The following is a 12,824-nucleotide window of genomic DNA, read 5'->3' as shown; positions in this document are numbered from 1 at the left end:
GCCGTCAGTAGCCGGCCTCAGCCAGGGCGACGATCCGCTCCGCCGGGAAACGGCAGGATACCCGCGTGCCCGATCCGACTTCGCTGACCAGGTCCAGCGTTCCGCCGTGGAGCTCCATCAGGCGCTTCGCCAGCGGCAGCCCCAGGCCCGTACCCTCGTATCGGCGGCAGAACCGGCTGTCGATCTGGCCGAACCGCTCCAGGGCGATCGGGATGTCGTCCGAGGCGATGCCGATCCCCGTGTCCCGGATGGCGATCTCGAAACCTTCGCCGCAGGATTCCGCGGTGATGCTGATGGACCCGCCGGACGGCGTGAACTTGACGGCGTTCGACAGCAGGTTCAACAGGATCTGCCGCATCCGGCGGGCATCGGCGCGGAGCCGGACGCCGGGCGACGGCGGTCGGCAGGAAAGAGTCAGCTGCGCCTTGTCGGCCTGCCCGCTGATCATCTGCACGGCGTCGGTCAGCATCCGGCGGACATCCACCGTGTCTTCGACCAGTTCGAGCCGGTTGGCGTCGAGCTTGGATATGTCGAGCACATCGTTGATCAGGCTGAGAAGATGGGAGCCGCTGTCCCGGATGATGCCCGAGTAGTCACGGTATCGTTCGTCTCCCAGCGGCCCGTATGCTTCCTTGACCATCAGGTCGGCGAAGCCGATCACCGCGTTCAGCGGCGTGCGCAACTCGTGGCTCATGGTGGCGAGGAATTGCGACTTCGCCTGGCTCGCGGCGGCGGCGGCATCGAGCGCCTCGGTCAGGTCGCGGGCGGTGGACCGCAGCTCCCGCTGGGTCGCCTCCAGTTCCGCGACGTAGCGGCGCAGGCGCCTTGCCTCACGCTCGGCCCGGGACGCGAGATGCTGGTCGAGGAGCGAGCCGGCGAGGCCGAAGGTGATGATGGTGATGGTCACCGCCGCCACGGCTATGGCCAGGGACCGCGGCGCGATCACATAGTCCGGTATTGCCGTGGAAGAATCCGGTTCGACCGTGACGCCCAGCATCGCCGTGAAATGCAGGCTGCAGATCGCGGCGGCCAAGGTCAGCGTGCCAAGGTACCGACGCGACGCTCCCGGACGGGCGATAAGGTGGAACGCCGCCATGCCGAGGCCGACGCTCAGCGCCACCGAGACGCCGACTTCCAGGAAGCCGTAGGAGAGCCGGGCCGGCGCATGGATCGCCGCCATGCCGATGAAATGCATGGCGGCCACGGCGGCGCCCGTGATGGCACCGCCCCGCATGGCGAATGCATGCCGAGGCAGAGCAAGGGAGAAGCCCAGCCCCGCGCCGGCGATCGCGACGACGATCGACAGCAGCGTCAGCTTCAGGTCGTATCCGATCTGGACGCCGGGCAGCCAGGCCAGCATGGCGACGAAATGCGTAGCCCATGCTCCGCAACCGGCGACCGAACCAGCGGCGGCGCACCATGCCCATCTCTGCGGCCACCGGAAGGCTGGCCGATTGCCCGGCTTTGCGTCCGCGGCGCCCCGTGCATGGGCCAGCAGGGTCAACGCGGTATAGCAGGAGAAAAGGGAGATCACGCCGGCGAGGATCACGAGATAGGGATCATGACCCATCACCATGAAGTCATGGCCCGGAGGATGGTTCGACAGAAGTGCTGAAGTCATGCTGAAGAGTGCTGCCAAAGGAAATCCGACGCTTCGCCACGTCGCGTCGGGACGATCAACGCCCCGACACTCCATGCGGCATCAGATTGACCTGATAGAGGCGATGAAATCGTTAACGGTACGTTCCATTTCCGTCGCCTCGCCGCCCAGACGTTCGGCAGCCCGCTGCAGTTCGCGGGCGACCGTCTCCGTCTCGCGGGCATGGTCGCTGACCATCGCGATGTCGCTGCCGATTCGGTCGACGCTGCCCGAGACGTTCTGGGTGGTCTGGGCGATCTCGCGCGTGGCGCTGCGCTGCTGCTCGACGGCACCGGCGACCGACCCGGTCGCGACATCCATCTGCTCGATGATCGAGGAGATGCCCCGGATCGCTTCGGTCGCGTTCAGGGTTTCATGGCGGATGCCGTCGATCCGGGCGGAGATTTCCTCTGTCGCGCGGGCCGCCTGGGAGGCCAGGTTCTTCACCTCGTTGGCGACGACGGCGAAGCCCTTGCCGGCCTCCCCGGCCCGCGCCGCCTCGATCGTGGCGTTGAGAGCCAGCAGGTTGGTCTGCTCGGAAATGTCGCGGATCAGCAGCACCACGTCACCGACCCCCTGGGCGACCCTCACCAGGCTCTCCAGGTCGGCGCGGACCCGGTCCGCCTCGGTGACGCTGCGGCGCGCGAGGCCGGCGGTGGACAGCATGTTCTCGGCGATGCCCGCGATGGACGCGGCCATCTCCTCCGTCGCCGACGCGACCGCCCCCAGGTTGCGCCCCGTCATGCCGGCTTCGTCGGCCACGGTCTCGGACCGCTTCATCGCCTGTTCGGCGACCTCGAGCAACTGGCGGGCGTCGTCGAGCTGCTGACGCGACGCGGTGGATACCTGCTGGGCCAAGGGCAGCAGCCGGCTCTCGCAGGTCTGGGCCAGGTCGCCGAGCACTTGGCGCCGTTCGGAGTCGGCCTGCATGCGGGCACTTTCGGCACTGGCTTCGGCCTGGATCCTCCGGCGCGCATTGTCCTTGAAGGCGACCAGCGAGTTGGCCATCTGCCCCAGCTCGCCCTTTTCACCCTGGTTGGGGATCTCGGTCTCCAGCATTCCGTGGGCGATCGCATCCATCGCCCCGCTCATGCGCGAGATGCCGCCCGAGACGTAGCGGCCGAGGATCAGGGCGAAGGCGAGGGCGGCGGCGATGGCGATCGCCAAGGTCGTCATGATGATCGCGACCGAATTCCGCTTGCCTTCCTCGGCCGCCGCCAATCCGGTCTCGGACAGGGCTCGCGATTGGCTCGATGCCTCCACGGCGGCGGCGTTCATGTCGCGCGCCAAGCGCACGGCGCTTGCCTGAAGTTCGATCTGGGACACGAAGCTCTGTTCGAGGGGGGGCAGCAGGCTGCGCATCCTGGAGATCAGGTCGCTGTCGCCGGTCAGCCGGGCGATCTCGTCGAGATGTCCTACGACCCGCGCGAGCGTTCCCGCGATCTCTTCCCGCAGCACCTCCCGCTTGCCGGAAGAAAGGTCGGACAGGGCGAGGGCTATCTGAAGCGCCGCGGTCCGGATCTGCCGGCCGCGGTCGGCGGCGGTCATGGCGTTGGCGAATGCGGACCGGGCCTGGATCGCCCGGGTTTCGGCCGCGGTCCGGATGCCGACGTAGCGCTCCTTGATCGATTCCATGGTCGAGGCGATGCCGCGCGACTGGGCCTCGTCGATCGCGGAAAGCTGAAGCAGTTCGGCGCGGGCGACCGCCATCTGGCGGGTCAGGTCGATCACCTCAAGCGCCAGGGTCTTCATTTCGTCGAGTTCGGGGTGGGTGATCACGGGCACCGCCGCGCCGTCTTCGATTACCCCGGTGGCACGGGCGCGCCAAGCCCAGGCGGTCAGGTCGCCCGCTTCCGCCCGGATCGAGGGTTCCGTATCGGCGGGCAGGCCGGCATGGATGTCGTCCATCTCCTTCAGCAGGCGGAAGATCACCTCCCGGTAGCTCTCGTAACCGGCATAGGCCGCCGAGGTCTCGCCGATCGAGATCGCGTAGGCCTCGATGATCGAGAAGGCGGGGCCGGCATCTTCCGGCGGCATGGCGGACGTCCGTTCGGCGGCGAGGCTGAGCGCTTCCAGCGCCGGGGTGATCTCGCTGCTATCGGGATGGTTGAGGAAAGCCATCTCGGCCAGTTGGGCCTCGATCACGCCGTCGCGGATCGTCAGGACGAGGTCGGCCATCGTGCTCGCCTGCCGGGCCGCCGTCTCCGCCTCGTCCAGGTCGTTCCCGGCCGCTCGGGCGAGCTTGACCTGGGCGGTGACGATCTGGTCCGACAGCATCCCGAGCTGCTGGACGGACCGCCCGATCGCCGCGTCGCCCTGGAGCAGCTTCTCCTCGACATCGACGAAGGCGCGGAACGCCTGCGCGTACCGGTCGGCCGAGGCCTGCTCGGCCAACATGCCGCCCTGGGCGAACTGCTCGATGATCGACACCAGCCGCCGCTTCGCCTCGTCCGATGCCGAGAGATCGCCCCGCAGCGCGCTCCATTCCAGCGCCCTGACCTCCCCAAGGGCGAGGGAAAGCCGCGTCGCGGATGTCCCGTGCTCGACCGACTCGGCATAGCGGTAAAGGCCGAGCAATCCCACCACACCGACCACCGCCACAAGGCCGATGACCGTGAAATATCCAGCGGCGATGGTGGTCTTGAGCTTCATGATGTCCCTGCGTGGTAGATGCCTTGGCTGATGCGGTTCCGCCGGACCGGCACCGCACCATCCCTGTTGTCGCCGCGAGATTGCGACTGAAGTGGTAACCAGCAGGCTAAAAGACAGATAAGGATTTGGTATATCCGGATATTAAGCAGGGCTCACCGGATCGGCTTCTTGCCGATGGTCTCCAGCGCGACCCGCAGCGTGCCGATGCCGGAGTCATAATCCCAGGCATTGCAAGCCTTGTTGCCGTCGCCGCGCAACGCGCGCGCGCCGGACTTGGCGGCATCGTCGATCTTGGCGGCGGCCACGCTGTCGTCGAACTGGCTGATGAGGACTTGGCAGGTCACGGCCTTGGCGACCTCCGCCTTCTTCGGCTCCGGCGCGGGGGCCGGCTCCGCGATGGGCGCCGCTTCCGCGGCCGGTGGGGCGGCGTCGGCAGGCTGGGCGAAAGCGGGGTAACCGCCGGCGGCGATGCTTGCGACCGCCAGCGCCGCGAAGGACAACCGTGCGAGCCTTGCAGTTGGAACTTCCACTGCGGGAATGCGGACGGATTTCTTCATGGCGAACCCTCCTGTTGCTGTTTTGTCATAAGAGAAACCGATTGTGGTATGGACTGTCAATCGGCGCGATGTTCGGAAGGATCGCCTGAGCTAACGCGTCACAGGGGTGCCGATTTGCCCGCCTGCTGCCGGGGATGGCGCCGGGTTACTGTCAGGGGGCGCTGCATCGAGGAGGTCCCATGGACGGAAGCCCGCATCTGAAGCATCACGACATCCGGGAGATCGGCAAACCGTTCTCGCCGTACGGGCACGCGAGCTACTTCGCGTGGGCTCACCTGCCGGCGCGCACCTGCACCGGGGCGGCGTCGTTGATTGGCGGCGGCCAGATCGGAACCGACTGCATCGCGAGGCTGCGGTCTTGACCGGCGACAGGGGAGCCGCCGAGCGGAAGCCGCCCGCGGGCCATGGCCGCTACGCCTACTCGCCGATACGGGGAAGGAAGCCCTACGATTGGCCGGGAGGGCGGCGCCTGGCGGTTTATGTCGGGCTCAACCTGGAACATTTCGCGTTCGGGGAGGGGATGGGGGCCGAGCTGTGCCCGGGCGGTCCGCAACCCGACGTGCTGAACTATGCCTGGCGCGACTACGGCAACCGGGTCGGCGCGTGGCGGATGCTGGATCTGTTCGACCAGCTGGGCTGGCCGGCCTCGGTCCTGGTCAACGGCGCGCTCTACGGCTACTGCCCGGAACTGGTCGCTGCCTTCCGCGAGCGCGGCGACGAGATCGTCGGCCATGGCTGGACCAACGCGGAGCGGCAGGGCATCCTGGACGAAGCCGACGAGGCCGCCCTGATCGCCGACAGCACGCAAGCCATCGCCCGGCACGAGGGCAGGGAGCCTGCGGGCTGGCTCGGTCCCTGGATTTCCGAGAGCCGCGTCACGCCCGACCTGCTGGCGGAGCAGGGGTACCGCTATGTGCTGGACTGGTGCATGGACGACCAGCCGGTCTGGATGAATACCCGCGCCGGCCGGCTGCTGGCGGTTCCCTATCCCCAAGAGCTGAACGACATCCCGGCGATCGTCGGGCGCCGCATGGGAGCGCCGGAGTTCGCCGACATGATCGTGGACCAGTTCGACGAGATGCTGGAGCAGGCGGAACAGGGACCGCTGGTTATGGGCATCGCCCTGCATGCCTATCTGGTCGGCCAACCCCATCGGTTGCGCCACCTCCGCCGGGCGCTGTCCCACATCAAGGCTCACCGCGACCGTATCTGGCTGACCACGGCCGGCGCCATCGCGGAGCACTGCCGGGGTCTGCCGGAGGGAGTTGTTCCCTGACCGCTGTTCCCGCCCGGGATCAGGCGGGTAGCCAGGTCCTGCCGCGGGGCTTGGCGAAGGGCGACAGGTCGCGCTTCAGGAAGGCGCCGTGGCCGGGTTGGCCGACCACGGTGCCGTCCTCCACCACGATGCCGCCGCGCACGATCACGGTGGTCGGCCAGCCGGTGATCTCCATTCCTTCGTAGGGCGTGTAGTCGGCCCCGTGGTGCAGGTTCTCCTGGCGGATCGGGCGGCGCAGCTCGGGATCCCAGATCGCGATGTCGGCGTCCGCTCCGACCGAGATCGTCCCCTTGCGTCCCGCCAGCCCGTAGATCCGGGCGTGGTTGGTGGAGGTCAGGGCCACGAATTGCTGGAGATCGATCTTTCCCTTCACCACCCCTTCGGAGAACAGGATGGGCAGCCGGGTCTCGACGCCGGGGATGCCGTTGGGCACCCAGCGGAAGGCCGTCCGCTCGCCCTTGCGCTTCTTGCCGGCCGGGCTGTCGTAGCGGAACGGGCAGTGGTCGGAGGAGTATGTGGCGAAGGTGCCGTTGACCAGCCCCTGCCAGCAGGCGTCCTGGCTTTCCGGATCGCGTGGCGGCGGGCTGCAGACATATTTCGCCCCCTCCATGTTGAGGCCGCGCAGGTCCTCGGCGGTCAGCACGAGGTACTGGGGGCAGGTCTCCCCGTAGATCTTCAGGCCGCGCGACTGGGCCCAGCGGATCTGCTCGACCGCGTCGCCGGACGAGACATGGACGATCATGATCGGCACGTCCACCAGCTCGGCGAAGGTGATGGCCCGGTGGGTCGCCTCTCGCTCGACCGGGGCTGGGCGGGAGGTGCCGTGGAAATAGGGCTCGGTGTGGCCGGCGCGCTCCAGCCGTTCGGTCATGTAGCGGATGGCGTCGTAGTTCTCGGCATGGACCATCACCAGGGCACCCTCGCGCCGGGCGACGTCGAACACCTCCAGCATCTCGCGGTCGTTCAGCTTCAGGTCGTCATAGGTCATGAAGACCTTGAACGAGGTATAGCCGTCGTTGACCAGGGCCGGCAGGTCCTGGCCCAGCGTCTGCTCGTTGGGATCGGAGACGATGAGGTGGAAGCTGTAGTCGATCAGGCACTTGCCGTCGGCGCGGGCGTGATAGTCGGACACGGCGGCCCGCAGGCTCTGGCCCTTGTGCTGGAGCGCAAACGGGATGACCGTCGTGTTGCCGCCTGCCGCGGCGGAGCGTGTGCCGCTGAGGAAGTCGTCCGCCATCACCGTCTCGTCGCCCGAGGGCTGGTCGATATGCACATGGCTGTCGATCCCGCCCGGCATCACGAGGCGACCCCCGGCGTCGATTTCCCGGCTGCCGGCGGGCAGGCGGTCGGCCAGCGCCGCGATCCGGCCGTCGCGGATGCCCACGTCGCAGCGCGAGGTCTCGGAAGCGGTGACCACCGTGCCCCCGCGAATCACCAGGTCGAAGCTGTCCATGGCGTTTCCCTTTCCGCTTACAGGATTCCGTCGAGAGCTTCGACCAGCCGGTCGACCTCGTCCACGGTGTTGTAATGGACCATCGAGACCCGGACCACGCCCTTGGTTGGTGTCAGGCCCAGCCGGTCGATCAGCCGCCGGGCATAGAAGTCGCCGAACCGGATGCCGATGTTGCTGCGGTCCACGCCGGTGACGATCTCGTCCGACTGCCGCCCGCGGGCGACGAAGCTGATTGTCGGGACCCGCTTGGCCCGGTCGGCGGCGGCGTGGCCGATGATGCCGATGTCGTCGCGGCCGCGCAGATAGGAGAGCAGGCGTTCGGCCAGGGCCTCCTCCTGCGCGGCGATCGCGTCGAAGGCGGCCAGGATCTGGCCGCGCCGGTCGGTCCGGGCGCCGGTGCGGCCGCCCAGCTCCGCCAGATAGTCGGCGATGGCGGTGCAGCCGACCGACAGCTCGTAATTCACGTTGCCCTGCTGGAGCTTGTAGGGCACGACCTCCCGGCCGATGAAGAAATGGTTGAGGCTGGGCAGCGCCAGCAGCTGGTCGTACTTGCCGTACAGCACCGCATGATGCGGGCCGTACACCTTGTAGAAGCTGAAGACGTAGAAATCGACGTCCCAGGCCGTCACCTCGACGGCCCTGTGGGGGGCGAGCGCCACCGCGTCCACCACGACGCGCGCGCCGCGCTCGTGGACGAAGCGGGTGATCTCGGCGACCGGGTTGATGGTGCCGAGGATGTTGGAAGCGTGGGTGAAGCAGACCAGCCGGGTGCGTGGGGTCATCAGCGCGTCCAGGTCGGCGAGGTCCAGTTCCAGCGTCTCCGGATCGACCGCCCAGACCTTGATGACGGCGCCTCGGTCCTTCAGCTTCAGCCAGGGGCCGATATTGGCCTCGTGGTCGGTGTCGGTGACGACGATCTCGTCGCCGGGTTCGATCCCCTCGGCCAGGGCCGCCGCGAGGGTGTACATCAGCGCCGTCGTGGACGGCCCCATCACCACCTCTTCAGGGCGCGAGGCGCCGATCAGTTCGGCGATCACGGCGTGGGCGTCCCGGACCCGTGCGCCGGACCGCTGCGACACGCCGTAGCTGGCGCCGAGCTGCACGTTGCTGGTCAGCAGATAGTCGGAAATCCGTTCGGCGACGCCACGCAGCGTCTGCGAGCCGCCGGCATTGTCGAAGAAGACCCAGTCGCCGGCCAGCGCCGGGAACTGGGAACGGACGAAATCGAGATCGAGGGCGGGCAGCATGCCTCTACACTCCTGTCAGGGGGCCGGCCCGACCGTGAACGGCTCGGGCAGGTCGAAGAATTCACAATCGGCGGAGGCGTCGAAGGCCTGGCCCATGACCATGATGAAGTCGGCCGGCCGGTCGAGCGCCACGAGCGGGCAGTGCCAGACGCCGGGACGGTAGTTGATCGCCTGGTTCGCAGCGGCGAGGAAGGCCGCGGCTCCCTCCGGGACCGGCATGCCATCCTCATCGGACGGCACCGCGACCACGAGGTAGCGTGCCGCGTCCATCGGCACGAACAGCTGGCTGCTCAAGGGATGGCGTTCGAGCCGGGGGATCCGGTGGGGCAGGTTCGAGGCGTCGATGCGGTAGACGGCGACGGTCGGTGTCGTTTCGCCCATGACCCGCTCCAGCCGGCCGATGCCGTCGAACCGGTCGGCGCGCCCGTCGTTGACCCGCGTGACCGATCCCGGGCCGGCCTGGACCACGTCGCCGAACGGGGCGAAGCCGGCCGGGTCCAGCGGTCGGGGAAAGATCGGGATGCCGGTCACCGGCTTCGCCCGATCGCGAAGCGCTTCTCCAGCGTGCCGACGATCCTTACCAGCGGGAGCAGCAGCAGGACATAGATGACGGCGGCGCCGATCAGCGGCGTCGGGTTGGCGGCCAGGGCCTGCGCCTGGGTCGCCTGCTTCAGCAGGTCCGGCATGGCGACGACCGAGGCCAGGGCCGTGTCCTTCATCACGTTGATGCAGTTGTTGGTGATCGGCGGGATGACCAGGCGGAAGGCCTGGGGCAGCACCACGTGCCACATCATGCCCCCGAACTTCAGGCCGAGCGCACGGCTCGCCTCGAATTGTCCGCGCGGGACCGCCTGGATGCCGGCGCGGAAGATCTCCGCCGCGTAGGCGCAACTGACCAGCGACAGCGCCGACGTGGCCGCCGCGAAGGGCGACAGGCGCAGCCCGACGAAAGGCAGGGCGTAGTAGATCAACACCAGCAGGACGAGGATCGGGATCGCGCGGAACAGGTCGATATAGGCGATCGCCAGCACCGCCAGCGGCTTCGGACCGTACATCCGGAGGAGGGCCATGAACAGGCCGGCGACCAGACCGATCAGGATGCTGGTAACGCCCAGGCTGAGCGTGGTGCCCAGCCCGAGCAACAGGAGGGGGAGCGAGCTTTGCAGCACGCTCCAGTTGAAGAAAGTATCGACGATGTCCATGCGTCAGGCGTCGGGGTTCAGGACTTGGGCTTGGGCATGTCCATGACCTCGGCGGTGCTGGTGCCCGCTTCCGGCTTGGCGCCGAACCACTTCTCGTGCAGGGCGGCGACCGTGCCGTCCTTCTTCATGGCGGTGATCTGCTCGTTCACCTGGGCCGCCAGCGGGCTGTCCTTGGCGAACATGATCGAATAGCGTTCGCCCGTCTGGATGCGCTGGGCCACCTTGAACTGCGGCTTATCCTTGGTGAAGTAGAGCAGGGCAGGGATGTCGCTGACATAGCCGTCGAGCCGGCCGGCCGCCAGATCGAGCATGGCGGGTTGGAGCCCCTCGAACCGGCGGATGTCCCCGAAGCCGTACTTGGCCTGGTTCTGGGTCGCCCACATGTCGCCGGTGGAGCCGGTATCGACGCCGACCGCCTTGCCCTTCAGGTCCTCCACCTTGGCGATGCCGCTCTTGGCAAGCACCGTCAGCGACTGGTCGCTGTCATAGTAGGGCTGGGCGAAGCTGACCGATTCCAGCCGCTTCTCGGTGATGGTGATGGACGAGATCGCCATGTCGATCCGTGCGGACTGCACGGCGGAGAACAGGCCGTTGAACGGGATGTTGACGATCTCGACCGACTTGCCCATGCGCTTGGCGATCTCGTCGATCAGGTCGATCTCGAACCCGACATTCTTGCCGGTGGCGTCCTGGAACTCCCAGGGGACGTTGCCGATATTGGCGCCGACCGTCAGGTCCGCAGCATTGGCGGGGCCGGTCATGGTGGTCGCGGCGGTGGCGATGACGGCCACCAGGGCCGTCTTCAGGAAAGTCCTGCGCATGTCGTCTCCTCACATCGAATTTTGACGTTGGCTATCCCCGGGGCCGGCGTGCCCGTCGTCGTTCACCGCAACTGGTCTGACCGGCCAGACCAGTGGATTGGACCTGTTTTTCGGGGTAGGGTCAAGCAGACAAATGGATGCGCGGGAGCCTGGGAATGAACAAGGTCGGCGGCAGGATGCTGGTGCCCCAATCGGCGGTTCAGCGAATCCAGGCGATGATCCTGGAGGGACCGCTGGCGCCGGGGGAGCGGCTGCCGGCCCAGCGCGAGCTTGCCGAGCAGCTCGGCATCAGCCGGGCGTCGTTGCGCGAGGCCCTGTCGGTCCTGGAGACCCTGGGGCTTGTCCGGGTGGAAGTCGGGCGGGGCGTCTTCGTCGTAGAGCCCGGCGGCAACCCCGCGGACAGGGCTCCGGAACCCAAATGGCGGTTCGCCGATCGTTACTCACCGTACGAGGTCTACGAGACCCGATTGATGCTGGAGCCGCGCGCGGCCGGCTTGGCCGCCGTGAAATCAGCCGCCGGGCCACTGGAGGAGATCGGGCGCTCGGTCGAGGGAATGCGCCGCGCCGTTGAATCCGGCGACCTGATCGCGTTGGCGGAGTGCGACAGCTTTTTCCATCGAACCATCGTGGAGTGCAGCGGCAATCGCATGTTCGTGGAATTGTTCCGCACGGTGAACGGCGTGTTGGACGAGATCCAGCGCCTGCCTTTCATCCATCATGACCGGATTTGGGAGACCGTCAGCGAGCACGAAGCGATCCTGACCGCCCTGAACGGTCGCGACGGGGCCGGGGCATCTGCGGCGATGGCCCGGCACATCAACGCTGCCGCAGGGCGCATCGGCGTGAAACTCGAATCATGATAAAGGTGGCGACTGACTAATTGCATATGGAACAAATCCATTATATTACATTTGGAAGGATTTTTCGGAGTACCGATATGGGCGTATGATCCGAGGATCGCCTAATAAGGGATCTTCAGTATGTTCATGAATATTCGCGTGGCCGCCATGGCCGCGAGCGCTCTACTATTCCTTGGTGTCGGCAGTGCCCAGGCGCAGCAGGCCCGCACGCTCAAGCTCGGGCATATCCTGGGTTCCGACTCCCAGCTCGGCGCCGGGGCGGCCGCCTTCGCGGAGGAGGTCGCCAAGCGCACCTCCGGCCGGTACAAGATCGAGCTGTATCCCAACGCCGCCCTGGGCGGGGAGGTCGAGGCGATCAAGGCCGTCCAACTCGGCACCATCGAGCTGACCTTCGTGACCGGCGCCCCCATGCTGAACTTCGTCCCCGAAGTGGGTGTCTTCGGCATTCCGTTCCTGTTCCGTGACGCCGGCCATGCCCACCGGGTGTTCGACAGCGAGATCGGCCATGAATACCTGGAGAAGTTCCGCGCGCAGGACATGGTGGCCCTCGCCTGGGGCGAGAACGGGATGCGCCACATCACCAACGCCAAGCGCCCGATCTCCGCTCCGGAGGACGTCAAGGGCCTGAAGCTCCGGGTGCCGCAGAGCGAGGTGATGGTGGCTGGCTTCAAGGCGCTGGGCGCCGACGTGGCCCCGCTGGCGTTCCCGGAACTGTACAGCGCGCTGCAGAGCGGCCAGTTCGACGGGCAGGAGAACCCGATCGCCACGATCCTGTCGGCCAAGTTCGCCCAGGTGCAGAAGCACCTGACCCTGTCGGCCCACAGCTATGACCCCGCCGCCTTCCTGATGAGCATCGACGCGTTCGAGGACATGTCGGACGAAGACAAGACCGCGTTCGTCGAAGCAGCGAAGGCCGGCGGCAAGGCGTCGCGCAAGGCGGCGGCCGACGCCCAGGCCAACGGCGTGAAGATACTCCAGCAGCAGGGCCTGCAAGTCGTGACCGAGATCGACCGTGCGGCCTTCGCCAAGGCCGTCGCACCCGCGATGCCGGACCTCGAGAAGAAGTTCGGCGCGGCTCAGGTCGAGCGGATCAGGAACGTCCAGTAACTTCGGCATC

12 protein-coding genes are annotated in these 12,824 nt (G+C 67.2%); 4 read left to right on the top strand and 8 right to left on the bottom strand.

Annotated features, from left to right (window positions below; translation table 11 throughout):
* Window positions 1-4 precede the first annotated feature (4 nt).
* From JL100_RS14820 to JL100_RS14810, 3 genes are all read right to left on the bottom strand, one after another.
* On the bottom strand, window positions 5-1,621 hold the full coding sequence (locus JL100_RS14820) for an MHYT domain-containing protein (protein ID WP_202680445.1): 1,617 nt from the start codon (window positions 1,619-1,621) through the stop codon (window positions 5-7).
* 81 nt (window positions 1,622-1,702) lie between these two features.
* Window positions 1,703-4,291: a methyl-accepting chemotaxis protein gene (locus JL100_RS14815; RefSeq protein ID WP_202680444.1), complete on the bottom strand. Its 2,589-nt coding sequence runs from the start codon at window positions 4,289-4,291 to the stop codon at window positions 1,703-1,705.
* 152 nt (window positions 4,292-4,443) lie between these two features.
* On the bottom strand, window positions 4,444-4,848 hold the full coding sequence (locus tag JL100_RS14810) for a hypothetical protein (RefSeq protein ID WP_202680443.1): 405 nt from the start codon (window positions 4,846-4,848) through the stop codon (window positions 4,444-4,446).
* Between the two features lie 179 nt (window positions 4,849-5,027).
* On the opposite strand from JL100_RS14810, the gene JL100_RS14805 reads away from it, so the two are divergent.
* The gene (locus tag JL100_RS14805) at window positions 5,028-5,210 is read left to right on the top strand and encodes a hypothetical protein (RefSeq protein WP_202680442.1); all 183 of its coding nucleotides are present in this window, start codon (window positions 5,028-5,030) and stop codon (window positions 5,208-5,210) included.
* Entirely contained in the window at window positions 5,207-6,124 is a 918-nt protein-coding gene (locus JL100_RS14800; protein ID WP_202680441.1) for a polysaccharide deacetylase family protein, read from the top strand. Before JL100_RS14805 ends, JL100_RS14800 begins: the two co-directional genes overlap by 4 nt.
* 19 nt (window positions 6,125-6,143) lie before the next feature.
* Here JL100_RS14800 and hydA read toward each other — a convergent pair whose 3' ends face one another.
* From hydA to JL100_RS14775, 5 genes are read right to left on the bottom strand one after another with little or no spacing between them, the layout of a single operon-like run.
* The gene (gene hydA / locus JL100_RS14795; protein WP_202680440.1) at window positions 6,144-7,577 is read right to left on the bottom strand and encodes a dihydropyrimidinase; all 1,434 of its coding nucleotides are present in this window, start codon (window positions 7,575-7,577) and stop codon (window positions 6,144-6,146) included.
* Between the two features lie 17 nt (window positions 7,578-7,594).
* A complete protein-coding gene (locus JL100_RS14790) occupies window positions 7,595-8,824 on the bottom strand; it encodes a cysteine desulfurase-like protein (RefSeq protein WP_202680439.1) in 1,230 nt (409 codons plus the stop codon).
* A gap of 15 nt (window positions 8,825-8,839) precedes the next feature.
* Window positions 8,840-9,355, bottom strand: coding sequence for an ureidoglycolate lyase (locus JL100_RS14785; protein ID WP_202680438.1), 516 nt, complete (start codon window positions 9,353-9,355; stop codon window positions 8,840-8,842).
* Window positions 9,352-10,026 carry an amino acid ABC transporter permease gene (locus JL100_RS14780; protein ID WP_202680437.1) on the bottom strand — a complete coding sequence of 225 codons (675 nt, stop codon included), beginning with the start codon at window positions 10,024-10,026 and terminating at the stop codon, window positions 9,352-9,354. The genes JL100_RS14785 and JL100_RS14780 overlap by 4 nt, the downstream gene beginning before the upstream one ends.
* Before the next feature lie 17 nt (window positions 10,027-10,043).
* Window positions 10,044-10,847, bottom strand: a complete 804-nt coding sequence (locus JL100_RS14775; RefSeq protein ID WP_228420718.1) for a transporter substrate-binding domain-containing protein — start codon at window positions 10,845-10,847, stop codon at window positions 10,044-10,046.
* 155 nt (window positions 10,848-11,002) lie between these two features.
* Here JL100_RS14775 and JL100_RS14770 point away from each other — a divergent pair, with 155 nt between their 5' ends.
* Window positions 11,003-11,707: a FadR/GntR family transcriptional regulator gene (locus JL100_RS14770; RefSeq protein ID WP_202680436.1), complete on the top strand. Its 705-nt coding sequence runs from the start codon at window positions 11,003-11,005 to the stop codon at window positions 11,705-11,707.
* 120 nt (window positions 11,708-11,827) lie between these two features.
* Complete coding sequence (locus JL100_RS14765; RefSeq protein ID WP_202680435.1) at window positions 11,828-12,814, top strand: DctP family TRAP transporter solute-binding subunit; 987 nt, start codon at window positions 11,828-11,830, stop codon at window positions 12,812-12,814.
* Window positions 12,815-12,824: the final 10 nt, after the last annotated feature.

Origin of the sequence: Skermanella mucosa, from assembly GCF_016765655.2 — a bacterium.
Taxonomy (GTDB): domain Bacteria; phylum Pseudomonadota; class Alphaproteobacteria; order Azospirillales; family Azospirillaceae; genus Skermanella; species Skermanella mucosa.
The sequence above is the reverse complement of the archived record's forward strand: the minus strand, read 5'-3'. Positions and strand labels throughout refer to the sequence as shown.